We start from the raw sequence: 24,617 nt of genomic DNA, 5'->3' as shown, positions 1-24,617 counted from the left end.
CCGCCGAGGCCAACGCCCGCTCCACACACGACGTCGGTCTCCGTGGCCCGTCGCGGCCACGGAGACCGACGTCATCTCTCCGGCCCGGGGTTCATCGACGGTGTCGACCGCCCCGGCGGATACCTGACGCGTGTCAGCGCGCGTTCAGGTCGTCGTAGTACGGCGGGTGGGTGCGCGGCTGGCCCGGATACGGCTCACCCGCGTGCGGCTGACCCTGGTAGGGCTGCTCGCCGTACGACTGGCCGGCGTACGACTGCTCGCCGTACGACTGGTCGCCGTACGACTGGTCGCCGTACGACTGGCCCGCGTACGACTTCTCCGCGTACGACTCGCCCGCGTGCGCCGGGGCGTGCTGGTTCTTCCGGTCACGGCCCGGGCGGATCGGCCACCAGGTGGAGCGGCCGAGCAGTGCGGCCAGCGCCGGCACGAGCACGATCGACAGCACGAACGCCGAGAGCATGATGCCGAGCGCGGTGGCGAAGCCGATCTGCTGCGTCGAGGGCACCGCGTTGACGGCGAGGCTGCCGAAGGACGCGGCGAGCACGACGCCGGCGGTGGCGATGGCGGGCGCGGTGTGCCGCACGGCGCGGGCCACGGCGGCGCGGGCCGGGCCCGGGCGGTCCATCTCCTCCCGGATGCGGTCGCTGATGAGGATGTTGTAGTCGGTGCCGAGCGCGACCACGAACAGGAAGAGCACCAGCGGCAGTACGAAGTTCACACCCGGCTTGTCGAGCGCGTGCTGGAAGAAGAGGGTGGACGCGCCGAGGGTGGCGGCGAAGCCGAGCCCGACGGCGATCATCAGCATGGCCGGCGCGAGCAGGCTGCGCAGCAGCATGAGCAGGATCAGCGAGATCAGCACGGCGGCGACCGGGAAGACGATCTTCAGATCCTTGTCCACGGCGGTGGAGACGTCCGCGAAGATCGCCGCCGTGCCGCCGACATGGGCCTTGAGACCGGCCGGCGCGTGCTGGGCCACGGCGTCGCGCACCGGCCCCGACACCAGGTCGCGGGCGGCCTGGCTCTGCGTCTCGACGGTGAGGTACAGGTCGAAGCGGGCGGCGTCGCGTTCCGGGTTCAGCTCGGTCTTGCCGACCTGGCCGACGCCCTTGACCTTGGCCAGGGCCCGGGGCAGCTCGGCGATCCGCTCGGCCGTCAGGCGCTGCCCCTCGGGCGCGGCGACGTACACCGTGGTCGGGTCGGACACGCCGGCCGGCAGCGCGCGGGAGACCTCCTTGGCGGTGGTGGCGGCCGGGGTGTCCTGGTTGCCGCCGCTGGTGTCGAAGTCCATCCGGATACCGACCAGCCCGGCGGTCAGCGCGCCGAGCAGCGCCACGCTGGCCAGCACGAGGGCCAGCGGACGGCGGGCGACGAGGTCACCGACGCGCCCGGCCAGACCCGCTCGGGGCGCGCGCTTGAGGGCGCGCGAGGGCCAGAACATCTTGCGTCCGGTGACGGCGAGCAGCGCGGGCATCAGCGTGAGGCTGGCCAGCAGCATGACCAGGACCGCGACGGCGATGGACGGGCCGAGCACCCGGAACTGTCCGAAGCTGGCGACCGCCAGCGTCGCGAAGGCGGCCACGATGGTCAGGGCCGCCGAGGTGATCGCGGTGCCGACGCGGGCGCTGACGTCGCCGGCCACGGCGCGGGCCGGCAGGTCGGGGTGGGCCCGCAACTGTTCGCGGAAGCGGAACAGCAGGAACAGGAAGTAGTCGATGCCGATGCCGATCAGCACGACGCTGATCATGCTGGGCGTCGAGGCGTCGAGCTTGATGCCGGTGAGCATCGCCGCGCCGACGACCGCGCCCGCCGCCGCGCCGCCCACGATCACGACCGCGAGCAGCGGGACGAAGGCGGCGAGGACGCTGCGGAAGACGAGCACGTTGATGAGGACGATCAGGCCCATCATGACCGCGCCGACGATCTTCTCGGTGTTCTCCTGCTTCTCGCCGGTGTCGACGAGGTCGGCGAGGCCGCCGGTGAAGCCGGTGCGCATCCCGACCTCGGCGAACTCCTCCTTGGTGTCGTCCCGGAACGCGCGGTAGAGGTCCTGCATGCCCGGGTCGGTGGAGTTGCCGGTCAGTTGCGCGGTCAGCAGTTGGAAGCCCCGGTCGGGCGCGACCATGGCCGACGCCACCTTGGGCGTCTGGCTGTAGTCCTCGACCATGAAGCTGGGCGTGTCCTCCTCCGGCTCGGGCATCTCGACGCGCTTGTCGCCGAGCTGCTTGGCGACGGCGGTGATGCGCCGCTCGTCGGCCCCGGTCAGCGGCTTGCCGTCGGTTCGGGCGACGAGCACCGTCACCGCGTTGGCGTCGGGCTTGACGCCGAACCGCTCCTCGGCGACCTTGAGCGCCGCCGCCGAGTCGTACTTCGCCGGGAGGAAGTCGCCGCTCTGCGACTGGGTCACGCGGTAGATCAGCGCCTGGCTGAGCAGGGTGAGGAAGATGCCGACCACGGCCCACAGGGCGATGACCTTCCACGGATTGCGGGTGGAGAACCCGGTCAGGGCCCGGATCACGTTGTCCTCCGATGATGGCGATGGTGGGTGGAGCGCCGAGTTCTCCCGGCCGTATCCAGCTCATCAGCGGTCGGCGGCCACATCGTCCGAGCGGGGAACGAGAAACGGCCTGGGAGCGCGGGCCGACCGGCGCCGGCGTCCAGGACCCTGGTCCCAGGACGGGGTCAGCTCGGCGGCCGGCCGGCGGACCCGGGCCCGGTGCGAAAATGGAGCCCACAGCACAGCCGTGGCGTACCGAAAGCGGTCGGCAGGGCCCTTCGGAGGGAAGAACGACATGTCGACACCACGCCGCGGCTCGGGTGCCCCAGCGGCACCACCGGGTCGCGAGGGCCTGCCCTGGACGCGCAACGACGCGCTGGTCGCCGTCGCGGCCGGGGTGCTCGACCTCGTCGGCTTCACCATCGTCATCCAGAGCGAGCAGGGGTACGTCCCGGTGGCCGGCTGCCTGCTGATGGTGGCCTCCGCGGTCCCGCTGCTCGTGCGGCGCCGCGCGCCGCTGCTCACGCTGGCGGCCATGCTGCTGTTCGGCCTGGCCCTGAACCTGTCCGTGTCGGTCCCGCAGCACTTCAACGCCACGACCGCGGTCGCGCTCTTCACCGTGGCGCGCTCGCAGCGCCCGGCCGTGACGGCGGTCGCCGCGCCCGTCACGGTGGCGCTGACGTTGGTGACGCGGCAGAACTGGCCGCTCCCGACGCTGGTGGACACGCTGGCCAACGCGGCGTCCGGGGTGCTGGTGGTGATCAGCGCGGCCGTGGTGAACCACTGGCACCGTGAACAGGCCGTCAAGCGGCAGATGCTCACCGACCGGGCGGTGGCCGACGAGCGCCGGCGCATCGCCCGCGAACTGCACGACATCGTCGCCCACCACATCACCACCATGCAGCTCATGGCCGGCGGCGCCCGGGCCAACCTCGGCCGGAACCCGGAGGTGGCCCGGGAGGCCCTGGTCACCCTGGAGGGCTCGGGGCGGATGGCGCTGCGCGAGATGCGACAGCTCCTGGACGTGCTGCGGGCCGGCGACGAGGTGGAGGAGGAGCCGACGTCCCCGCAGCCGGGCGTGGGCGACCTCGGGCGCATCGTGGACGACTCGTGCCGGGCCGGGCTGCCGGCCGTGCTCGACACGCGCGGCGACGAGCGCCCGCTGCCGCCGAGCGTGGGTCTGACCGTCTTCCGCATCGTGCAGGAGGCGCTGACGAACGCGCGGAAGTACGCGGGCCAGGCGCGGGCGACCGTGCGGTTGACGTACGACCGGGACGCGGTCGCGGTCGAGGTGACGGACGACGGTGAGGGCGCGGACACGGGCGACGTGTCGGGCTCCGGCTACGGCCTGGTCGGGATGCGGGAGCGGGTGGTGCTGCACGGCGGAACGCTGGAGACCGGCCCCCGCGACGAGGGCGGGTTCCGGGTCTGGGCCCGGCTGCCGCTGACGGCGGACGAGGGGGTAGGGCGATGAACGCGAGGGACGCGGTGAACGAGAGGGACACGGTGGGCGCTGACGCGGCCGGGCCGGCGATCAGGGTGCTGATCGCCGACGACCAACCGCTGGTACGGCGCGGCCTCGCGCTGATCCTCACCCCCGACCCGGCCTTCGAGGTGGTGGGCGAGGCGGGCGACGGCGCCGAGGCGGTGGCCCTGGCCCACCAACTGCGACCCGACGTCGTCGTCATGGACATCCGCATGCCGGTACTGGACGGGGTGGCCGCCACCGAGCGGCTCACGCGGGACCTCCCGGCGTGCCGGGTGCTGGCGCTGAGCACCTTCGACATGGACGAGTACGTGGTGGCCGCGCTGCGCGCCGGCGCGTACGGGTTCCTGCCCAAGGACATCTCGCCGGAGGAGCTGGTCACCGCGGTACGGGTGGTGCACGCCGGCGAGGCGGCGGTCGCGCCCCGGCTGCTCTCCCGCCTGATCTCCACCTACGTCCGGGCCCCGCACCGCCCCCAGCCCCCGACCGCGACGACGGGCGACCTCACGCCGCGCGAGCTCGAGGTGTGGCGCCTGATGGCACTGGGCCTGGACAACACCGAGTTGGCGACGACCCTCGACATCAGCGTCTCGACCGTGAAGAACCACATCACCAGCGTCTTCGGCAAGCTGAACGTCCGCGACCGCGCCCAGGCGGTGATCGCCGCGTACGAGAGCGGGCTGGTGGAGGTGGGTGGCGGGTAGGCCCTGGCGGGCGGCGGCGGGGATTCAGTGTCGGCCCGGTCTCGGCGGCCCCGGCTCAGGCGCGCGCCAACCACACCTGCACCGGCCGCCCGTGCGCGGTGCGCACGCTCAGCACGGTGTCGTCCGCCGCCGCCGTCGCCCGGCACCCCTCCCCCGTCCCCGGCGCGAGGCGCCACCGGCCGCGTAGCCGCACCCGCAGGGTGTGGGGCCGGCTCGGGTGGGTGAGCCACGGGCGGGAGAAGGGGCTCCAATGGCCGACGTAGCGCTCACCCTCGTACTGGTCGGCGTCCCGGCCCTCGTACAGCCGCAGGTCGGGGTCGCACACCGACAGCGCGAGCGCGCCGTCCCCGTCCGGGCGGCACAGCAGCAGCGCGGGTGTGTCCACGCCGCGCACGGGGCCGCCGCCCGCGTCCAACCCGTCGGTGGGTTGGAACGCGGCGTAGCCGGTGAGGCCGGTGGCGCGGTCGGTGACGGTGTGCGCGGCGTCGTCGGCGCGGTGCACGGTGTACGGGGCCGTCGCCGGGTCGGCCATCTGGCGGGTGAAGGCGGCCATGGTGGCCGGCGTCGCCCCGACGACCATGGCGTAGGAGTAGCGCGCGGCGCGCGGGGCGTGGCCGTGCCGGAGCCAGGCGGTGGCGAAGTCGCCGCTGGTGGGGGCCCCGTTGCCGTGGCGGCGTGAGTGCTGGGTGGAGCGGGTCAGCGCGAGGCGCTGCCCGGCCGGCACGTAGTAGCCGAGGCCCTTGTCGTCCAGGAGCCAGGTGTCGGCGGCGAGGACGCCGTCGGGGTGGTGGTAGGGGAAGGCGGTGATCGGCTCGGCGTCGCCGAGGTGGGTGGGGTCGCCGGTGCGGGCCAGGTGGGTCTGGAAGAGGGTGGTCTCGGTCTCGTGATGGCGGTCGTCGTTGCCGATGCCGGTGCCGAGGGCGATGACCCGGTTGTCGAAGAGGAAGACGGAGATACGGGCGTGGTGGCTCTCGTCGTGCTTGGGGTGCTCGCGCAGCCGCATGGCGAACATGCCGTTGTGCCCGTCGATCGTGTGGCCGCCCGCGAACGCCTCCTCGCTGAGCAGCATCTCCTCGATGGTGCCGGTCAGGTCGGCCTTCAGCGCGTCCCACGGCTTGTGCAGGGTGGTGGTGCCGGGGCGGCGGTTCCAGTCGTAACCCTCCTGCCGGAAGCCGCTGTCGCGGTTGGTGACGGGGTCGCCCCGGTGCAGGACGTGGATGTGGCCGTAGGTGTTGTAGCGGCCGTACCAGTTGGCGCCCTCGTACACCTCGGTCGACCACAGGTAGCGGTTGTGTCCGCGCACCACGACCTGCCAGGCGTCGCGCCGCTGGATGGCCAGCGCCGCGTAGTTGTACGCCCAGGCTCCCGCCGGCGGGTCCTCCGCGCGCACCCCGGCGGCCCGCAGTCGCTCCGCGACCTCGCGCTGGGCGTCGGTGGGCCGCGCCGGCAGCAGCCGCAGGAAGGCCGCGCCGACCTCGGCGTCGATGGCCGCCCGCCCGTCCGGGGTGCCGGCGATGGCCAGCCACTGGTACGGGGTGACGGACAGGCCGGTGGTGCCCTCGGGCTTGCGACCGCTCAGCGGGATCGGCCAGTGCAGGGCGTTGGCCATGATCCGCAGCGTCAGGGCGGCGCGCCGCAGGGCGGCGTGGGCCCGCGTGGTGACGCGGAACGGGCCTCGGCTGAGCAGGTAGACGATGGGCGCGACACCCGAGAACCCGTCGCGCGCGTAGTCGGGGTAGCAGCCGACGTGGTGGAAGGTGGTGCCGTCGACCTTGAGCCCGTCCTGGATGCCGTCGGTGGGCAGCAGGTAGCGGCTCAACCAGTCACTGAGTACGCGCAGATGGCCCACCTGACGGGCCTCCCCGTCCTGGAGGAGGGCGACGGCGAACATGCCCCGTACGTTGGTGTTGAGGATGTCCACCGTGGAGCCGTGCCCGTTACGGAAGTCGAAGCCCCGCCGCAGCCGCCCGAACCCGACCAGCCACGTCAGGTCGGCCCGCACGGCCGCCAGCAACCCCGCCTCGCGCAGCACCTCGCGCATCAGGACGACCGAGTCGTAGTAACCCACCATGGCGAAGCCGAGGTGGTGGATGGTCCCCTGGCAACTCCCGTACGTCCAACCCAACGCGCGGAGTCGCCGCACGATGGTCAGGTACAGGTCGCCGAGTGTGTCAGCCCGCGGCGTGCCGGGGCCCGCCGCGTCGTACGCCTGGGCGATGGTACGGAGTAACCCGGTCACCTCCTTCAGGTCGGCGGCCCCGACGAAGGCGGTCAGGTCGGCGGCGATCTCGGGCGGGTAGATCTGCGTCTGGAAGGAGAAGACGGCCCGGTCCCGCGTCAACTCTTCTGTCTTGCTGACAAGTTGCTCGACGTACGCGTCGGTGACGGGTGGCCCGCCGGCCAGGTAGTCGTCGTGGTAGCGGCGGACGACGGTGCGCAGTCCCGCGTGCTCGGCCGGCGTGGGGGTGGGGGCCGGGACGGGTTGGCGGGTCAGCAGTCGGTCGAAGAGGTAGAGCGCCTGCCAGTGCTGCTGGTCCCAGTTGTCCCCCTCGATGCCGACGTGGTCCACCTGCGCGTCGCGGCAGGGCGCGTCGGGCCGCAGCGCGACGTTGAGCAGGAGCTGGTCGAGCCAGAGCGTGCCGGCGCGGCGCGGGGCGGTGATCCGGCAGGTGTCCATGTCGGTGCGCGGCCGGCCGTGCATGTCGTACGCGTACCGCACCCAGGCGGTACGCCACCCGGTGAAGTCCAACCGGAAGTCGAACCAGCAGTCCACCCGCTCCCCGCGCCCGAACTCGAAGCGCACCGCGTCGTCGGTGGCCCGCTCGTTGTGGACCCACACCGCGAAGGTGTCCACGGTCCCCTGCCACGCCTGGTCGGCGAGCGGGTTGGTGCGGTACGGGTCGGGGGCCCAGGCCAGGGCGGCGCTGACGGTGAGGTGGGTGCGCGGCCCGTGGTCCCAGCGGAGCGCGTGCCGTCCGCAGACGGAACCGTGCGTGGCGTCGATGGCCAGCGCGCCGCCCGGCCCGGCGGTGATCGCCTCGGGCACGGCGGTCTCCAGCAGGAACGCGGGCGGGGTGAGGGCCAGCGCCCGTTCCTCCAGGGTGGCTGCCCGCGCGACGGTGGCCGCCCGGCCGGCGGGATCGGCGGCCGCTGCCCCTGGTGCGTGCGCCGCCGCGGGGCTCGCCGGGGCGAACGGGAGCAGGGGCGCGGCCTGCGCCGCGGCCGCGCCGGTGGCGGCGACGCCGTAGGCGAGCAGCCTGCGCCGGGTGACTCTGCTGGGTTCGACCTCAGGCCCACGCTCCACTGGGGTTTTCCTTCCGTCGCCGGCCGGTGCTGCCCTGCTGTGCCCCCGCGCTTCGATTGTGCGGGCGAGGGGGGCGGGCGGGCACAGGGTGCGTGGCGGGCGGGGGCGGAGGGGCCCCGGGCGGGGGCACGACGAAGCCCCCGTCAGCCAGACGGGGGCCTCTGAGGTGCGGCTGCCGAGAGAGTGTGACGCCGGGGCATCAACCGCCGGCGAACTCCCCGGCCTTGACGGCGGAGACGAACGCTGACCAGGCTGGCGCTGCGAAGACGAGTGCCGGACCGTGTGGGTCCTTCGAGTCACGCACCGGGACGGCACCGGGGTGGCCGTCGGCGACCTCGATGCATTCGCCGCCGGGCTCACCGTTGCTGTAACTGGACTTCCGCCAGCACGACACGGCGGACGCGTCAGGAATCATGTTCATGCTCATACTCTTTCAGGTAGGCGCGCGCCCCGGGAACATTTCAGCAAATACCCTTTGATCACCGTTCGCGACTCGGCAGTGGATAGCGCCGCGTCGTGGACGGCGGAGTACATCTGTGTCAGCTTCCGCATGTCACGCGCGGTCCTCGCCCGCTTCCCGGAGAAGAAGCTCTCGACGTAGCCGTCCATGGCTCCGTTGGCGAAGGTCAGCAGGCTCAGACTGCCGCCCAGCAGCGGATGCCCCCCACGTTCGAACGGCAGCACCTGGACCGTTACGCGCGGCATCTCGGCGACGTGCAGCAAGGCTCGTAACTGGTCGGCCATGCAGGCGGCCCCGCCCACCTTCCGCTCCAGCACGACCTCATCGACAACGGCCTCATAGCGGAGTTGGCTGGACTCCTCCAACACCGCCTTGCGCTTGAGGCGCGTCGCCACATGGCCTTCGACCTGCTCATCGGACGCGTCGAGCAGAGAGGCGCGGAAGAGGGCACGCGCGTAACCTTCGGTTTGCAGAAGTCCCGGGATAACGCTGCCGCCGAAAACCTGAATGCGAGTCGCCGCCAGCTCGTTGTTCACGATGACACGGCCGTACCTGGGGATCGTTGTCCTACGGGCCGTGGCTAGCGATTCCACCATCACCCCGTCCGTACCGAAGAACGCGTCCAATGCCTCAGCGAGCGTTTGGGATGGCAGTTGCTTTCCGCGCTCCACCCTGCTGATGTACGAGTGCGGGTAATGCACCGCGTCGGCCAGGCTACGCAGCGACACCCCCGCCCGCTCGCGCAGGCGGCGCAACCTCCGCCCCAGCAGGACCCGAGGCGCGAGCCCGGCCTCGTCCTCGTTGTTCAGCTCCATCAGCGAAGACCCCAATTCCGTGTCCCCTGTTGCCTGTTGGTCACAGACAACGCGTAGGCAGCACACCCCTCACCGGCAATACTGGCCACCGTACCGATAAAATCCAGGCCAGCACCGGGTTTAGCCCGATCGAGTGACAGAGTGCGAAAGGGCAACGCGACATGCGCATTTAGTCGCCCGAGGAAACGGACAAGAGTTTTTCCCAGAGTCGCTGCATCTTCCGCACATCGTCCCTGGGCTGCTTCCACACGTTCCCGACGACCTCAACCGGGCACGCAGGGCACGAGTGCAAAAACTCCGCGAACTGGTCGTCACACCAGCTCGGCACCCAGGCGCCGGAGCGGCAGAGGAAAACCGCGTCGAAGGCCACCCGAGGCACGGACCCGTTGTCGATACGCATGCTCACCGGGATCAACGGCTCCTCGACCGGCCGCGCCAGGGATTCACGCCACGAGGGAAAGTGGACGAACACGTGCGAGCCGTTCCAGTAGTGCGCGAGCATCCAGTTCTCGGCGCTGATCCCCTTCTCACCCGAGAGGACTCCCCTCTTCCAGGCGGCGAAGCTTCGATCGTTTCGCTTGTATCCACAGTCGTGATGAGCGTCGTACAGGTGGACGCTCTCCCAGGGCCCCGAACCTCCGAGGTCCGACGGGAAGATCTGCGACGCCCAGGCGTTCGAATCAGCATAGAAGACCTTGGCGCCAACGTTGATATCGAATCGTCCCCAGAAGTCCTCGTAGCCCTCGCACCGGGGGAGCTTTACCCCCGCAGCCACGAAGGCCCGGAGGCGCTTGAGCCAGATCGCCTCGACGTGTACCGGGTCCTCAGCCACCGGCCAGGAGAACAATTCAGGATGGTCCCCGAGCGGGCCTCCGGCCGCAGGCGTCGAATAGAAGAAGTCCCAGTCGACAACGAGCAGATGCATCTGGCCGCGAACCTCTTTTCTGGGCACTGACAGGCCCCCGGCCGAAACCGGGGGCACACAGGAAATGCAGCGGTCAGTGCCCGGGGGATCCACTACCGCCCTGGCCGTCACCGTCCTCAATGTCGGTGTTATCGGGGTCGTCTTCGCCACCTGTCGGGGTAGCCTTACGGAGCAGTGCTGCCTTGAGATTCACGGGCTTTCGCCTCCTCAAGCGCCGCCAAGGGCGCCTCCCTCGGCGGTGGTGCACCTGCACCCGCCTCGGCCCTGCACCGGCCGAGGCGGGAACCCTTGGACGCGGGATCGCGCAGGAGAGTGCACAGGAGGGCCCGGCTGCCGGAAGCGGGTCCGCGACCTCACGCTGGCACGCCGGCAGCGGATTCCGGTGTTGTCTTCGCTGAGCACTGCGGTGTCGCCTCGCTACCTTCAACATCCCTCTGTGCGCTGTGTTTTGAAGGTAGGAAGCGCGGACAGGCCAGGTCCAACCTGTTGCACGTTGTTGCAGGCGAACTACCCGAGTGAGTCAATCGCAGCGTTGATCAGCAACCTGGCCTCCGGGCCGTACACAGCCATCTGACGCATCTGCTCGAACGCCCGCAGATACACGTCCACATCCCCGGGGCTGGTCAGCGTGACCTTCCCTGCCATCAGTTCAACGTGCACTCGCTTGTCGTCGAATATCGAGAACTGCTCGACGCCCCACATCGTCCGCCGTGCCGACTGGGGGATGATCCCGAGCGAGACCGCCGGGTACGACATGGCCGTGAGCAGATAGCCGAGCTGGCCTGCCATCGCGGCATCGTCGGCGTCACGACGCCGGAGCACGGACTCCTCGACGAGGAGCACGACGCGATGCAAGCCGTCACGGATGATCTGTGCCCTGTCGAAACGAGCTGCTGCCGCAGCGGCGGAGTCGTTCGGCACTTGCCGGAAGTCCGCGATATCCGAAAGGAGTTGTTGAGCATAGCTCTCGGCCTGAAGCAGCCCGGGCATCACGTTGGAGCAGTAGATCCGAAACAGAGACGTGCTCTGGTAGAGGGGGCGGCTCACGTCCACGAGCCTGCGCATACCCGTGCGTTGCTGCCCCCGCCACTGCACGTACATGGACTCCGCGTCACGCGAGGCCGCCACGAGGTCGGCCGCCAACTCCCGAGCGTTGCAGGCCATACACCAGGCACGGATATCGGCGTCTGACGGCGTTGTGCGGACGTTCTCGATGCGTGAGGTCTTCGACTTGTTCCACCCGCACAGGTCGGCCAGCCCTTGCGTAGTCAGCCCGGCGTCCTTGCGTAGATTCCGGAGCCGCTTGGCAACGGACTGCCGGGCGGCCTCCGCGCTGGACAACGGCGATGTCGACATGGGCTGGCCTGGTACCTGTGTTCGCTACTTGACCTCGTACTCCTCATGGGGAATGGCTCGATCCCACACGGCCACGAAGGCCGCGGACAGAACCTTCAGGAGATCACCTCTGTCGCTCATCTCGTCCTTTACCAGCGAACCGTCCCCGGCGAAGTGGTGAATGCGGGCGAGGCGATCATCGAACAGCCAGTAGTCGTTCCCCGGAAGCAAGAGATCCGATGCCAAGCGGCGAGGGAGCCAGCGGACCTGCTCCCCCGACTCGATGTTGGCGCGCGTGACGTAGTGCTCCCATCGGATGTACTCGGAGACAGGCTCACTGACCACACGAACCCGACGAATGACCACTCCACGCCGCACGGCCTCTGCGATGTGATCGTGAAACGGACGCCACCACGAGCCGCGATCGTCCCAATTCACACGCTCCCCCTGGCGCCATGCCCGGAAGCGCGCGTTGTCGAAGTAGGTGTCCCTCGTCTCCAGGTGGTTCGCAGTGCGTTCGGTGTTACCGAGGATCTCAGCGAAGCTGGGCTGCTTCTCGCTCTGCCGCTGCCCGCTCTGCCGCATCGCACGCCTTCCTGATCTGCGCAATCATGCGCGCCGGGATACGAATCACTTCCTCGGTGTCCGGAATGGGTCCGAACTCACGACACTTCGCCTTGGTGGCATCGTCGCCCTTCCAACCCTGAAAGATGAGCTCCGCCTCCTCCGTGTCCGCCCAGACGGAGGGGCAGTGGTCTTCGTCCGTGTCGGGGTCCTTGCCGAAGAACAGTAGAGACATAGCTACCTCTCCCGCGCCGTCAGTTGCGACCTGTTGCACGAACATCGCCTCAGCGAGCTACCGCCGTCAAGCTTCCCATCACTCCCGCCCGGCCCGATCCGGCCAAGAACATGCACAAGCCATGCCCCGGCAAGCAGCCTTACGCCATCCCAGGTTTATTGACCGAACGTTCTCGATACAGCTAGTCTCGCCCCCGTGGCCAGGACCAAGGAATTCGATCCGGACGCCGCGCTCCAGGCAGCGCTCGAACTGTTCTGGCGGCGCGGGTACGAGGCGACGTCGATGGCGGACCTCGTGTCGCACCTCGGCATCGCGCGGGCCAGCATCTACGCGACGTTCGGCAGCAAGCGCGAGCTGTACGCCAAGGCTCTGGAGCGCTACAGCGAGCAGCACGGGCCCGACATCGTGATGGAGCTGTCCCAGCCGGGGCCGGCGCTGCCCGCCGTGCGGGCCGTGGTGCGCCGGTTCGCCGACGAGGCCGCGGCCGACCACGAGCGGCGGGGCTGCTTCGTCACCAACACCGCGATCGAGCTGGCCCCGCATGACGCCGCCATGGCCCGGCGGGTCGGGGCGAGTTGGGACTCCATCGAGACCGCGCTCACCTCGGCGCTCATCCGGGCCAGGGCGCAGGGCGAACTGCCGGCGGGGCGCGATCCGCGAGCGCTGGCCCGCATGCTGCTCGTCCTCCTCCAGGGCCTGCGGGTCATCGGCAGGTCCACCGACCAGCCGGGCCGCCTCGCGGACGCCGCGACGCAGGCGCTGGCCCTGCTCGACCCGGCCGAGCCCGCGACCGCCGACCAGCCGTAGCCCGCCGCAACGCCCCACCGCCTCCCACCGGGCCCCCGCTTCACACCCTGAGCCTCGCACGCCCTCATTCAAGACCGATCGATCTGGTTTATCTGGCGGACCCGCCGGGTTCCGTCCCCCTTACGTGAAGGAGTCACCTCATGGCCGCACGCTTCACCGGCAAGACCGCCCTCGTCACGGGCGGCGGCACCGGCATCGGCCGGGCCGTCGCCGTCGCGCTCGCCGCCGAGGGAGCGCGGGTCGTGGTCGCCGGCCGTACGGCCGAGTCGCTCAAGGAGACCGTCGACCTGATCGAGCGGGCGGGCGGGGTGGCCGCCGCGATCACGGCCGACGTCACGCGCGGGCCGGACGTGGAGCGGCTGGTGCGGGAGACGGTGGAGCGGTTCGACGGGCTGCACGTCGCCGTCAACAACGCGGGGCTCATCCTGCCCGCGACCCCGGTCGCCGACGTGAGCGAGGAGGACTGGCGACGCGTCGTGGACGTCAACGTGACCGGCGTCTGGCTGTCGCTCAAGCACGAGATCCAGCACATGCGCGCGCACGGTGGCGGCGCCATCGTCAACATCGCCTCCCGGCTCGGCGCCCACTCGCGCCGCCGCAACATGGCCGCGTACGTCGCGAGCAAGGCCGCCGTCAGCGCGCTGACCCGCAACGCCGCCCTCGACCACATCGCCGACGGCGTACGTGTCAACGCGGTGAGCCCGGGCTCCACGGACACCTCGATGTCCACGCTGCCGGGCGAGAGCCCGGAGGCGAAGGCCGAGCGGATGCGGCAGCAGGTACCCAACGGCCGGGTGGCCCGTACCGAGGAGATCGCCGCCGCGGTGCTCTACCTCGCCTCGGACGACGCCGCCTCCACGGTCGGCGCCGACCTGGTCGTGGACGGCGGCTCGACGGCCTGAGCGAAGGGACTCCTTGCGGAGGCTCACCGACGGGCGGGCGCCGTGCGGGCAAGGGCGGTACGGCTACCCGTCCCCCCTGACGTGCCCCGCCAGCACCGACACCACGAGCCGGCGCACGGTGGCCTCGGCCGGTGGGCCCGGGTCGCGGTCGGCGAAGAGGAGGTGGCCGCCGCCGACCAGGGAGAGGGTGAGGGAGTCGAGGTCGGCGTCGGGCGCGACGCGGCCCCTGGCGCGCTCGTCGGCCAGGTAGGCGGAGACCGCCGTCGTGACCTCCGCGAGGATCGCGATGCCGCCTCCGGGCCTGGCCTGCCGGAGGCGGGCGCGCAGCTCGTCGCGGAAGGTGATGAGCGGGATGATCGCCACCGGGACGGGCTCGAACAGGGTGGTCAGCGCGGCGGTGAGGTTGTCGGCCACCGTGCCGGTGCCGGCGGCCTCGCGCAGCGCGTGCGCCCGCGCCTCAAGCCGCGCGGCCCGGTCGAGCACCAGCTCGGCGAGGAAGCCGTCGAAGTCGGTGAAGTGTCGGTGCAGGACGCCCTTGGCGCAGCCCGCCTCGTCCGTGACGGCCCGGCTGGTCAGCCCGGTGGGGCCGGCGCGTAGCAGCACGCGTTCGGCGGCGTCGAACAACTGCTGTCGCGCATCGCGAAGGTGCACTCCGGTCGGCACGTACCGGTCCTCTCCCACGCCAGTCTCCTGGCACCCGTCGGCGTGCGGGCACTGGCCGCACGTGGCACCCACCCCGTGTGGGCCCGCGCCCCGTGTGGGCACCTTGCCATGCGCGGGCGTATGCCCCGTATAGGCCCTGGTCACGTACGCACCCTTGGCACGCGTGGGCGCTTGCCCACTAGAGTGACCGCATGCCCACTTTACCGCGAGAGCAGTCAGAGCCAGCGCGCCCGCACCAGGCGCGACAGGTGGCCGAGTCGTTCGGTGCGCAGGCCGAGCGTTACGACCGGGCCCGGCCCGCGTACCCCGATGACCTGGTGGCGCGGATCGTCGCCGGGAGCCCGGGGCCCGAGGTGCTGGATGTCGGGTGCGGCACGGGGATCGCGGCCCGGCAGTTCCAGGCCGCCGGCGGCACCGTGCTCGGGGTCGAGCCGGACGCGCGGATGGCCGAGTTCGCGCGGGCTCGCGGCCTGCCGGTGGAGGTGGCGACCTTCGAGTCCTGGGAGCCGGCGGGGCGGGCGTTCGACGCGGTGGTCGCCGCCCAGGCGTGGCACTGGGTGGACCCGGTCGCCGGCGCCGTTAAGGCGGCCGACGTGCTGCGCCCGAGGGGGCGCCTGGCGATCTTCGGGCACGTCTTCGAGCCGCCCGCCGAGGTGGCCGAGGCGTTCGCGGCCGCCTACCGGCGGGTGGCGCCCGACTCCCCGTTCGGACAGCAGCCGGCGCGGCGGGCGCTGGAGTCGTACCGGGCGGGGTACGCGCGGATCGCCGACACGATCCGTGGGACGGGGCGGTTCACCGAGCCCGAGCAGTGGCGCTTCGACTGGGAGCGGACCTACACCCGCGCGCAGTGGCTGGAGCTGCTTCCCACCACCGGCGGGCTCACCCGGCTCTCCGCCGACCAACTGACCGAGGTCCTGGGCGCGGTGGGCGAGGCCGTCGACGCGCTCGGGGGTCACTTCACGATGCGCTACACCACCCTGGCGACCAGCGCCGTCCGCACCGGCGCGCCCTGAGCCCCGGCGCGCGCGGCGTACCGGCGGCCGGCCCGCGCGCGGGTCACGTCCTGCCGCCGCCCGCGCCCACCCCGGCCGGTACCTGATCGGCCGGCGCCTGGCCGGCCGGTGCCTGGCCCGGTGGCTCGGCGAGGGGCGCCGCGCTCGCGGGCTCCGTGCCGGCGGGCGAGCCCGTCCGCGTACGCCGGGCCGCCAGCCACACGTACACCAGGACGCCCGCGAACAGGAACAGCACGCCCTGGTAGACCGCCGCGTAGCCGGCGCCGGCGACCAGCCACAGGGAGAAGCCGAAGGCGGTCAGGGCCAGGGCCGCGTCGCGGGTCAGGCGGGCGGGGCGGACGCGGTCGCGCTGGCCGGAGAGGAGGAAGTAGAGCTGGGCGGCGGTCGCCAGGAGGTAGGGGACGGTGGCGGTGAAGGTGGTGACCAGGACCAGCATCTCGAAGGCGCCGCCGGTGCCCAGCGTGTAGGCGGCGACGGTGAGTAGGGAGGCCAGTACGGTCCCGACGAGTACGCCGGTGGTCGGCACGCCGCGCCGCCTGCGCAGGAACGCCGCGGGGAACAGGCCGTCGCGCGCCGCCGCGTACGGTGCCTGGGCGCTCATCAGGGTCCAGCCGTTGAGCGCGCCGGTCATGGAGACGAGCGCGGCGCAGGCGATGACGACGCCGCCCCAGTCGCCGCCGAACATGGCGTTCACGGAGTCCGAGAACGGCGCCGTGGAGTCCACCAGGTCCGCGTGGGTGACGGTGCCGAAGACCGCGAGCGTGCCGAGGAGGTAGACCAGTGCGGCGCCGAGCGTGCCGAGGACGGTGGCGCGGCCGACGTTGCGGCGCGGGTCGCGTACCTCGCCGGCGCTCATCGCGGCCGACTCCACGCCGAGGTAGCTGAACAGCAGGATCGCCGCCGCGGCCGAGACGCTGCCGGTCAGGCCCTGGTCGCCGGCCTGGAACGGGCCGAGGTTGTCCGGGTCGAAGAAGACGAGGCCGCCGATCGCGACCAGCAGCAGCGGCGCGAACTTCAGCACCGTCGAGACGAGTTGCACCGCGCCGACGTACCGGGTGCCGGCCAGGTTCGCGAGCGCGGGCAGCCAGAGGATGACCAGCGCGGCCAGCACGGTCCGCCAGGTCGCGCCGTGCACCGGGACCAGCACGTCGAGGTAGCCGACGGCCGCCACCGCCAGGGCCGCGTTGCTGACCCAGGTGGTGATCCAGTAGCTCCAGGCGGCCAGGAAGCCGGCGAAGTCGCCGAAGGCCGCCCGCGCGTACACGTAGGGGCCGCCGGTGCGCGGGTCGCGCTGGGCCAGCTTCCCGAAGACCAGGGCCAGCGCGAGCGCGCCAGCGGTCAGCACCACGAACGCGACCAGGCTGACGGTGCCGTACGGGGCGACGAGGGCGGGCAGCAGGAAGATGCCGCCGCCGATGATGTTGCCCATGACCAGGGCGGTCGCGGTGGGCAGGCCGAAGCGGCGGGAGTGGCGGTCGTGCATGGGGGGTGAGCCTCTCGGTGCGGGTCGCGCACATCGCCCGAAGGTGTCGGACGGGACGGACCGCGCAATATGGTCAGGGACCGGGAGCGGCTCGCAAAATCAGCGCGATTTGTCCTGTACGACGGGCTCCGTCGTGGAAAAAGCGCCGGTCACACGGGGTGCGACCGAGGATTCGTCCACCGGCTCCGCGAGCTGTTCCGCTGCCGGGAGCCGGTCCGCGTCGGCGAGCCGCTCCGCCTCCGCGAGCCAGCGGCGCAGGACCTGGTGGACACGTTCGGCCCCGACCAGTTCCGTGCCGTCGGCGGTGGGCGGGGACAGTTCGCTCGGCCACAGCAGGAAGGCGTGGGACTGGTCGCCGCCGAGGCCGCCGTGCGAGCCGATCTGGTCCTCGAAGGCGTGCACCTCGCCGGTGCGCGGGTCGTAGGCGGAGTTGACCATGATGTCGGCGACGTGCGGGAAGCCGTCGGTGCGCAGCACGGCCGCCGCGGCGCCGGGGCCGAACGGGGCCAGCGGGCTGGCGCCGACGACGTGCCCGGTGGCGAGGTGGTGTTCGCCGCCGTGCGCGCCGAGCACCACCGGGCCGTGCGCGGCCGACCGTACGAGGAGGAACCCGATGCCGGGGTGCTCGGCCAGGGCGTGCAGCAGGGCGGGGTGGCGGCGGTCGATCTCCTCGCGGGTCATCCGATGCGGCACGTCCGGGAAGGAGATCAGGCCCAGGTTGCCCGAGCCGAGCACGAGCGGTCCGGACCGGCCCCGCCGGCGCTGCGACTCGGCGGGGGTGGAGGGTGGCTCGGCGGGGTCGGTGGCGGGGAGTGTGGCGAGGGGTCCGGCGGCGGGTGGACCTGTCATCGGGGCCGGGGGCGCGGGGGCGCGGCCCGGGGGTGGTGGCGGTCGTGTCGGGGCCCGCGGGCGGTGCGCCGGCGGGCGCCTGCTCGTGTTCGTGCGCCTTCTCGGGCCGGTGCAGCGCGACGCGGGCCGCCGCGCGGGCCTCCGCTCCGCTGCGGGTGCGCTCGGCGCGGCGCGAGACCGGCAGCCCGCAGCCGGCCCGTACCAGGTCCTCCAGGGTGAGCCCGTACTGCGCCGCGAAGGTCTCGCCGGGGGTCTGGCCGTGGTCGGACAGGAGCACGAAGCGGTAGTCGCGGGGCGCGTGCCGGGCGGCCTTGGCGATCAGCTTGATGCTGCGGTCGAGGCGGCGCAGCACCTGGTGGGTGTCGCGGCTGTACGGGCCCGAGTGGTGGGCGACCTCGTCGTAGGCGACCAGGTCGGCGTAGACGGCGCCGCGTCCGGCGAGCATGTCGCCGATGACGGCGGCCACGACGACGTCGCGTTCGACGACGGTGGCGAAGGCGCGGATGAAGGGGTAGAGCCCGCCGCGGCGCACCCGGGGCCGTTCGCGGCGCAGCTTGGCGCGGGTGGACTGGCCGATCTCGCGGCAGACCTCGGCGATGAAGGAGCCCGCGGTGCGGGTGGCGTTGGCGGGGTCGGAGAAGTAGGCGAAGTAGCCGGCCCGGGAGCGGTTGTGCTTGCCGCGTCGGCCGGCGACCGACAGGACGAGGGCGAGTTGGTCGGCGCCGCCGGTGAACAGGTTGCCCCGGCTGGCGCCGTCCTTGGCGAGCAGGCCCGGGTGGCCGGCGCGGGCGGCGGCGCGGCGCTGGAGTTCGGCGGCGCTGGTGGGGCGGTTGCTGATCATCAGCTCGCCGGTGTCCTTCTCGTACCAGCGGAAGGCGGGCACGTCCTCGGTGGAGCCGTGCAGGATGCCCAGTTGGCTGGCGCCGGTCTGGCTGGACCAGTCGGTGCGCCAGCGGGTGAGGGTGTGGGTGGTGCCCTCCCAGGCGGCGAGGGTCTCCATGAGCGGCGGCCGGGGTCTGGTCCGGCCACGGGTCGCGGGGCGCTCGCGCAGGGCGGCCCGCAGCAGGTCGTGGCCGACGCCGTCGAGTTGCAGGAAGACCGTGCCGGGGGCGGTGGCCGGGGCTCCGGGCCGGGCGCGGCCGGTGACGGGTCGGCCGCGCCAGGGCGGGGCGCCGGGCAGGCCGCCACGGCGGTGCCTGCGGTAGGCGAGCCGGGCCAGCCGGCGGCGGTAGGCGCCGTCGTCGCGTACGGCCAGGGCCGTGCTCGTCGCGGAGGAGGCGGCCGACATGACGGCGGCCACGACGACGGCGGTCTCCGGCTCCACCTGGCCGCGCCCGTCGGGTATCAGGCTGAGGGCGACCAGCAGCAGCGAGCCGTTGAGGAAGAAGACGAGGAGGCCGAGGACGAAGGCGGGCACCAGCAACAGGGCGCGCACCAGTGCCGGCCAGACCAGCGCGCTGAGTACGCCGAAGGCGCCCGCGCCGGAGGCGGCCGTGACGGCGATCCGGGTGGTGCTGTCGCCGTCGGCCGACTGGAGCCGGAAGTCGGGCAGGATGCCGGCGAGGGCGAGCATGGTCAGCGTGCTGACCGCCCACACCACCGTCACCCGCAGCAGGGTGCCGCCCACGGTCTTCCATCGGGGCCACTGCACGCGTCGTCTCACCTCGTGTTCCCGCCCGCCTGGTGCCCGGGCTCGGCGCCCAGCCTGTCATGTCGGAGCCGCCGGCGTCGGCCGACCGCCGAGCGGGCCGCGCGCGGCCCCGCCGCTTTCCGGGGTCCGGGCTCGGGTCCGGGCTCGCGTTCGGGTTCGACCGGCCCGGGCCCGGGCCGCTAACCGCGCCCCTTGGGCAGCAGCGTCGCCGCCCCGGCCGTGGCGAGCGCGGCGAGCAGGCCGGCGATGAGGAAGGCCACGCCGTACCCGTTGGCCCCGCCGAGCGCGTTCGCCACCGCTGTCAGGACCGCGATCCCGAGCGCCGTGCTGACCTGGCGCGTGGTGTTGAGCAGCCCGGAGGCGAGCCCGGTCAGGGCGGGCGGGGCGCTGCTGGTGGCCGCCACGGTGATCGGTGTGAAGGCCACGCCCGCGCCGAGGCCGACCAGCAGCAGCGGGACCACGATGGTGGGCCAGAACGCCGTGTCGGGGCCGAGCCGTACGAGCAGCAGGAAGCCGGCGGTGACCAGACAGAGGCCGAGGCTGGCGGTGCGCCGGGTTCCCCAGTGGGTGGTCATCCACCCCGTGACCTGCGCGCCGACCATCACGGCGAGGGCAGTGGGCAGGAAGCCGAGCCCGGCGCGTGAGGGCGAGTAGTCCAGCACGTGCTGGAGGTAGAGCGAGAGCACCACGGGGCTGGCGAGGTAGCCGACGCCCAGGCAGAACATCACGGCGTTGGCGGCGCTGACCGCGCGGTGCCCGAAGATCCGCAGCGGCATCAGCGGGCTGCGGGCCCACCGGTGCTGGCGGACCACGAAGAGGGCGAGCAGGACGACGGCGGCGGCCGAGAACGCCACCGCCCGCGCCGTGCCGGCCGGCTCGCCGAAGGCGACGACACCGTAGACGAGGGCGGCGAGCCCGCAGGTCACCAGGGACGCGCCGAGCAGGTCCAGCGGCTCGCGCGGGGCGTCCGTACGGGGCCGTGGGGCGAGCGCGCGCCAGGCGACGGCGAGCACCACGACGCCGATGGGCACCTTGACGAGGAAGACCCAGCGCCAGCCGAACGAGTCGGTGAGCAGCCCGCCGAACACGGTGCCGGCCGCCGCGCCGACCGCCCCGACCATGCTCCACAGGCCGAGCGCGCGGGCCCGCTGGGCGGGTTCGGCGTAGGCCAGGTGCACGATGGTCAGCGTGGTGGGCATGAGCAGCGCGCCGCCCAGGCCCTGCACGGCGCGGGCGGTCACCAGGTGCCAGGGGGCGGTGGCCAGGCCGCACCAGAGGCTGGCGGCGGTGAAGACGCCGAGCCCGGTGAGGAAGACGGTGCGGGTGCCGACCAGGTCGGCGAGCCGGCCGCCGAGCAGCAGGAAGCCGGCGAAGGCGAGGGTGTAGGCGTTGACGACCCAGCCGACGGACGAGGTGGTGAAGCCCAGGGCGGTGGCGACCGGCGGCAGCGCCACCGAGACGATGGTCGCGTCCAGGACGACGAGGAACTGCGCGCCGCACGACAGCAGCATGAGCAGCCACGGCGGCGCGGTTCCGCCGGCGCGCGGCGTGGCCGACGCCCCCGGCGCACCGCCCTTGGTGAAGACCCGCGAGGTGAAGACCCCCGACACGGCGCGCGGCGACATGCCCTCCCCTTTCCGCCAACCCCCGAGACCCGAGTTAGGTAAGGCCAACTTAGCTTCTGCGCCCCTTACGGCCCCCGCGGCGAACGTTGGCCCGCCGCCCCGCCCTCCCCGGCCGGAATTCACCCGTCCATGCCTCCCCCGTGGCCGCCCCATGACCCGTACGTGACCCGGCCTTGACGGACCCGGGCCCGCCCCGGCCGGGACCGCGCTCCCGCCGCGCGGGCCGGGCCCGGAGGGTGGGACCGGCCGCGCGCCGGATACCCCGCACGGGCGGCCCGGCACCTGAACTACGCTCGGGTGGGCTGACGCCGGTCAGCGTGCGAGAGCGTCGAGACGGGAGATCCGGGTGTCGGTGGAGATCACCTGGTGGGGACATGCCACCGCGACGGTGGTGGACTCCGGAGTCCGCGTCCTCACCGATCCGCTGCTCGTCCAGCGCCTGGCCCACCTGCGGCGGCGGCGCGGCCCGGTGCCGCCGGACAGCGCGCTCGTCACCGACCTCGCGCTCGTCTCCCACCTGCACGCCGACCACCTCCACCCCGGCTCGCTCGCGCGCCTGGCGCCCGGCACCCGGCTGATCGTGCCGCGCGGCGCGGGCGCGGCCGTGCCGGCGCTGCGCCGGGTGGCCAGCGCGCGGGCCCTGCGCGTCACCGAGGTGCTGCCCGGCGACGAGGTCACGGTCGGCGAGGTGCGGGTGCGGGCCGTGCCCGCCGCGCACGACGGGCGACGGCTGCCGTACGGGCGGCACCGGGCGCCCGCGCTCGGCTACGTCCTGCGCGGCGCGGCCACCACGTACTTCGCCGGCGACACCGGTCTCTTCGACGAGATGCCCACCGTGGTCGGGCCGTGTGACGTGGCGCTGCTGCCGGTCGGCGGCTGGGGCCCGTACCTGGGCCCGGGCCATCTGGACGCGCGGCGCGCGGCGCGGGCGCTGGAGCGGCTCGGGGCGCGCAGCGCGGTGCCGGTGCACTACGGCACGTTCTGGCCGATCGGGCTCGACGCCGTCCGGCCGCACGAGTTCCACGCGCCGGGCGACGAGTTCGTGCGGCACGCGGCCCACCTGGCGCCGGGGTCGGTGGTGCACCGGCTGCGGCACGGCGAGAGTGTGCGCCTGGAGGCCGCTCGGTGATCTCCGAACTAGCTCGCGCCATACCGCCCGAGTCCACCCAGCAGGCGGTCGGCTACCCCTCGCTGTTCCTGCTCGTGGTGCTGGGTTCGCTGGTGCCGGTGGTGCCCACGGGGGCGGTGGTCAGCTCGGCGGCGGTGGTGGCGATCCACCAGACCTCGCCGTTGGCGCTGCTGATCGTCTTCGCCGTCGCCTCGCTGGCCGCCTTCCTCGGCGACCTGGCGCTGTACTGGCTCGGCCAGCGCGGGGTGCGCTCCAGGAACGGATCGCGGTGGCTGGGGCGGCTGCGCGAGCGGGCGGCTCCGGAGCGGCTTGAGCAGGCGCGCGCCAGGCTGGACGAGCACGGCGTCGCCGTCCTCGTGCTGTCCCGGCTGCTGCCGGCGGGGCGGATTCCGGTGATGCTCGCCTGCCTGCTCTCCCACGTGCCGATGCGCCAGTTCGCACGCGGCGCGGCCCCCGCGGCGCTGGCCTGGGCAGTTACGTACCAGTTGATCGGCCTGCTGGGCGGGTCGCTGTTCGCCGAGCCGTGGGAGGGCGTGGCCGCGGCGGTCGGGCTGGCGCTCGTGGTGACCGTGGCGCCCGCGGTGTGGCGCCGGCTGCGCGGGACGCCGGCCGGGTAGCCGGCGCGCCCGGCCGGGAGCGCGCGCCCGTCAGGGCGTGGGGTTCTGGCGGGCGCGCTCCTGGTGGCGGCGGGCCTTGAGGCGGTTGCCGCAGGTCTTCATCGAGCACCAGCGGGCGGTGTTGGCGCGGCTGTGGTCGAGGAGGAAGAGGCGACACTCCTCGTTGCCGCACGGGCGCAGCCGGCCGGGTCGGCGCTGTTGGACGTCGTACCAGGCGAGCACCAACTCCACCGCGAGCAGCCGCTCGGGCGGCGCCGCGAGGCGCCAGCGCAGCTCCGCCCCGTCGACCTCGGGGAGTTGACTGACCTCGGCGAGCAGCCGCCGCAGCTCGGGCTCGGGCACCGCGTCGCGGGTGGCGGTCTGGAGCGCGTCCCGCGCCGCCCGCAGCCAGTCGAGCGCTCGCGCGTCACCCCGGCCGCCGTGCTCGTGCGCCCACTGCCGTAGCGCGGCGTCATCCGCCCACAGGTCCCTCGGCTTGCCCTCCAGCACGGGCGTGCTGTTGAGCGCCGCGAGCAGCGCCGCCTCGTCGATCATCTCCGACCACCTCGCCACCTAACCCTCTTCATTCGCTTGACAGGTTACCTCGCATCGGGTCAACTGAAAGCGCCAGTAACCACCACGGCGACTTAAGAGGGTTAGTCATGACGAACGTTCACCACCGGTACGCCACCGTGCGCGGGCACCGCGTCTTCTACCGGGAGGCCGGCCCCCGCGACGCGCCGGCCCTCGTGCTGCTGCACGGATTCCCCACCAGCTCGCGCATGTTCCGCCGGCTGATCCCGCTGCTCGCCGACCGGTACCGCGTCATCGCCCCCGACCACCTCGGCTTCGGCCACTCCGACGCCCCGCCCGCCGACGCCTTCCCGTACACCTTCGACGCGCTCACCGACATCACCGAAGCGCTCCTGACCGAGCTGGGCGTCTCCCGGTACGCGGTGTACGTGCAGGACTACGGCGCCCCCATCGCCTGGCGGCTCGCGCTGCGCGACCCGGCGGCGATCACCGCGGTGATCTCCCAGAGCGGCAATGCCCACGAGGACGGCTTCGTCCCCGAGTTCTGGGCGCCCCTGTGGGCGTACGCCGAGGACCCGGGGCCGAAGACGGAGGCGGCGGTCCGTACCGCCCTCGACCTGGATGCCATCCGCTGGCAGTACCTGCACGGCGTCGACCACCCCGAACGCGTCGACCCGGACACCTGGACAGCCGACCACCGCGACGTCAGCCGCCCCGGCAACGACCTGGTCCAACTCGCCCTGTTCCGCGACTACGCCACCAACCGGCCGCTCTACCCGCGGCTGCACGCCTACTTCCGGGACAGCCGCGTCCCGCTGCTGGCCATCTGGGGAGCGGGGGACCTCATCTTCGGCCCGGACGGCGCGCGCGCCTTCGCGCGGGACCTCCCGGACGCCGAGATCCACGTGGTGCCCGGCGCCGGCCACTTCCTGCTGGAGAGTCACCTGCCGACCGCCGTCGACCACATCCGGGACTTCCTGGACCGGGCGCTGCCGACGACCCGGGGCTGACGCCGCGCCGCGCGGGCCGGCCCCGGGCGATGC

At 72.7% G+C, this 24,617-nt stretch carries 20 protein-coding genes and 1 pseudogene; 8 read left to right on the top strand and 13 right to left on the bottom strand.

Annotated features, from left to right (window positions below):
• Positions 1 to 133: 133 nt before the first annotated feature.
• Positions 134 to 2,515: an MMPL family transporter gene (locus OYE22_RS28320; RefSeq protein WP_277323035.1), complete on the bottom strand. Its 2,382-nt coding sequence runs from the start codon at positions 2,513 to 2,515 to the stop codon at positions 134 to 136.
• A gap of 274 nt (positions 2,516 to 2,789) precedes the next feature.
• On the opposite strand from OYE22_RS28320, the gene OYE22_RS28315 reads away from it, so the two are divergent.
• Together OYE22_RS28315 and OYE22_RS28310 are read left to right on the top strand one after the other, a co-directional pair.
• The gene (locus tag OYE22_RS28315; RefSeq protein ID WP_277323034.1) at positions 2,790 to 3,968 is read left to right on the top strand and encodes a sensor histidine kinase; all 1,179 of its coding nucleotides are present in this window, start codon (positions 2,790 to 2,792) and stop codon (positions 3,966 to 3,968) included.
• Positions 3,965 to 4,684, top strand: a complete 720-nt coding sequence (locus tag OYE22_RS28310) for a response regulator transcription factor (protein WP_277323033.1) — start codon at positions 3,965 to 3,967, stop codon at positions 4,682 to 4,684. Before OYE22_RS28315 ends, OYE22_RS28310 begins: the two co-directional genes overlap by 4 nt.
• A gap of 55 nt (positions 4,685 to 4,739) precedes the next feature.
• Here the strand turns inward: OYE22_RS28310 and OYE22_RS28305 are convergent, their stop codons facing one another.
• From OYE22_RS28305 to OYE22_RS28275, 7 genes are all read right to left on the bottom strand, one after another.
• Complete coding sequence (locus OYE22_RS28305; RefSeq protein WP_277323032.1) at positions 4,740 to 7,988, bottom strand: chondroitinase family polysaccharide lyase; 3,249 nt, start codon at positions 7,986 to 7,988, stop codon at positions 4,740 to 4,742.
• A 199-nt stretch (positions 7,989 to 8,187) separates the two neighbouring features.
• Positions 8,188 to 8,415, bottom strand: coding sequence for a DUF397 domain-containing protein (locus tag OYE22_RS28300; protein ID WP_277323031.1), 228 nt, complete (start codon positions 8,413 to 8,415; stop codon positions 8,188 to 8,190).
• Entirely contained in the window at positions 8,412 to 9,263 is an 852-nt protein-coding gene (locus tag OYE22_RS28295; RefSeq protein ID WP_277323030.1) for a helix-turn-helix transcriptional regulator, read from the bottom strand. The genes OYE22_RS28300 and OYE22_RS28295 overlap by 4 nt, the downstream gene beginning before the upstream one ends.
• Positions 9,264 to 9,432: 169 nt before the next feature.
• Entirely contained in the window at positions 9,433 to 10,188 is a 756-nt protein-coding gene (locus OYE22_RS28290; RefSeq protein ID WP_277323029.1) for a hypothetical protein, read from the bottom strand.
• Between the two features lie 507 nt (positions 10,189 to 10,695).
• Positions 10,696 to 11,544, bottom strand: coding sequence for a helix-turn-helix transcriptional regulator (locus tag OYE22_RS28285; RefSeq protein ID WP_277323028.1), 849 nt, complete (start codon positions 11,542 to 11,544; stop codon positions 10,696 to 10,698).
• 24 nt (positions 11,545 to 11,568) lie between these two features.
• Positions 11,569 to 12,108 carry a DUF6879 family protein gene (locus tag OYE22_RS28280; protein WP_277323027.1) on the bottom strand — a complete coding sequence of 180 codons (540 nt, stop codon included), beginning with the start codon at positions 12,106 to 12,108 and terminating at the stop codon, positions 11,569 to 11,571.
• Complete coding sequence (locus tag OYE22_RS28275) at positions 12,059 to 12,322, bottom strand: hypothetical protein (protein ID WP_277323026.1); 264 nt, start codon at positions 12,320 to 12,322, stop codon at positions 12,059 to 12,061. Before OYE22_RS28275 ends, OYE22_RS28280 begins: the two co-directional genes overlap by 50 nt.
• A 195-nt stretch (positions 12,323 to 12,517) precedes the next feature.
• On the opposite strand from OYE22_RS28275, the gene OYE22_RS28270 reads away from it, so the two are divergent.
• Together OYE22_RS28270 and OYE22_RS28265 are read left to right on the top strand one after the other, a co-directional pair.
• Positions 12,518 to 13,129 (top strand): TetR/AcrR family transcriptional regulator, encoded by a 612-nt coding sequence (locus OYE22_RS28270; RefSeq protein WP_277323025.1) that lies wholly within the window; start codon positions 12,518 to 12,520, stop codon positions 13,127 to 13,129.
• 140 nt (positions 13,130 to 13,269) lie between these two features.
• Positions 13,270 to 14,031, top strand: coding sequence for a glucose 1-dehydrogenase (locus OYE22_RS28265; protein WP_277323024.1), 762 nt, complete (start codon positions 13,270 to 13,272; stop codon positions 14,029 to 14,031).
• 63 nt (positions 14,032 to 14,094) lie between these two features.
• Here OYE22_RS28265 and OYE22_RS28260 read toward each other — a convergent pair whose 3' ends face one another.
• Positions 14,095 to 14,694 carry a TetR/AcrR family transcriptional regulator gene (locus OYE22_RS28260; RefSeq protein WP_277324365.1) on the bottom strand — a complete coding sequence of 200 codons (600 nt, stop codon included), beginning with the start codon at positions 14,692 to 14,694 and terminating at the stop codon, positions 14,095 to 14,097.
• A 191-nt stretch (positions 14,695 to 14,885) separates the two neighbouring features.
• Here OYE22_RS28260 and OYE22_RS28255 point away from each other — a divergent pair, with 191 nt between their 5' ends.
• Positions 14,886 to 15,707: a class I SAM-dependent methyltransferase gene (locus tag OYE22_RS28255; RefSeq protein WP_277323023.1), complete on the top strand. Its 822-nt coding sequence runs from the start codon at positions 14,886 to 14,888 to the stop codon at positions 15,705 to 15,707.
• Positions 15,708 to 15,750: 43 nt separating this feature from the next.
• On the opposite strand, the gene OYE22_RS28250 is transcribed toward OYE22_RS28255, so the two are convergent.
• The 3 genes and pseudogenes from OYE22_RS28250 to OYE22_RS28240 form a co-directional block, all read right to left on the bottom strand.
• Positions 15,751 to 17,190, bottom strand: coding sequence for an amino acid permease (locus OYE22_RS28250; RefSeq protein ID WP_277323022.1), 1,440 nt, complete (start codon positions 17,188 to 17,190; stop codon positions 15,751 to 15,753).
• Between the two features lie 76 nt (positions 17,191 to 17,266).
• Positions 17,267 to 19,612, bottom strand: a pseudogene (locus OYE22_RS28245) (phage holin family protein); the annotation flags it as partial.
• Between the two features lie 257 nt (positions 19,613 to 19,869).
• A complete protein-coding gene (locus tag OYE22_RS28240) occupies positions 19,870 to 21,315 on the bottom strand; it encodes an MFS transporter (RefSeq protein WP_277323020.1) in 1,446 nt (481 codons plus the stop codon).
• Between the two features lie 346 nt (positions 21,316 to 21,661).
• On the opposite strand from OYE22_RS28240, the gene OYE22_RS28235 reads away from it, so the two are divergent.
• On the top strand, positions 21,662 to 22,444 hold the full coding sequence (locus OYE22_RS28235; protein WP_277323019.1) for an MBL fold metallo-hydrolase: 783 nt from the start codon (positions 21,662 to 21,664) through the stop codon (positions 22,442 to 22,444).
• On the top strand, positions 22,441 to 23,061 hold the full coding sequence (locus OYE22_RS28230; protein WP_277323018.1) for a VTT domain-containing protein: 621 nt from the start codon (positions 22,441 to 22,443) through the stop codon (positions 23,059 to 23,061). The genes OYE22_RS28235 and OYE22_RS28230 overlap by 4 nt, the downstream gene beginning before the upstream one ends.
• Before the next feature lie 30 nt (positions 23,062 to 23,091).
• Here OYE22_RS28230 and OYE22_RS28225 read toward each other — a convergent pair whose 3' ends face one another.
• On the bottom strand, positions 23,092 to 23,595 hold the full coding sequence (locus OYE22_RS28225) for a CGNR zinc finger domain-containing protein (RefSeq protein WP_277323017.1): 504 nt from the start codon (positions 23,593 to 23,595) through the stop codon (positions 23,092 to 23,094).
• 107 nt (positions 23,596 to 23,702) lie between these two features.
• On the opposite strand from OYE22_RS28225, the gene OYE22_RS28220 reads away from it, so the two are divergent.
• Positions 23,703 to 24,584, top strand: coding sequence for an alpha/beta hydrolase (locus OYE22_RS28220; RefSeq protein ID WP_277323016.1), 882 nt, complete (start codon positions 23,703 to 23,705; stop codon positions 24,582 to 24,584).
• Positions 24,585 to 24,617 lie beyond the last annotated feature (33 nt).

The sequence above is a fragment of the Streptomyces sp. 71268 genome, assembly GCF_029392895.1.
Taxonomy (GTDB): Bacteria; Actinomycetota; Actinomycetes; order Streptomycetales; family Streptomycetaceae; genus Streptomyces.
The sequence above is the reverse complement of the archived record's forward strand: the minus strand, read 5'-3'. Positions and strand labels throughout refer to the sequence as shown.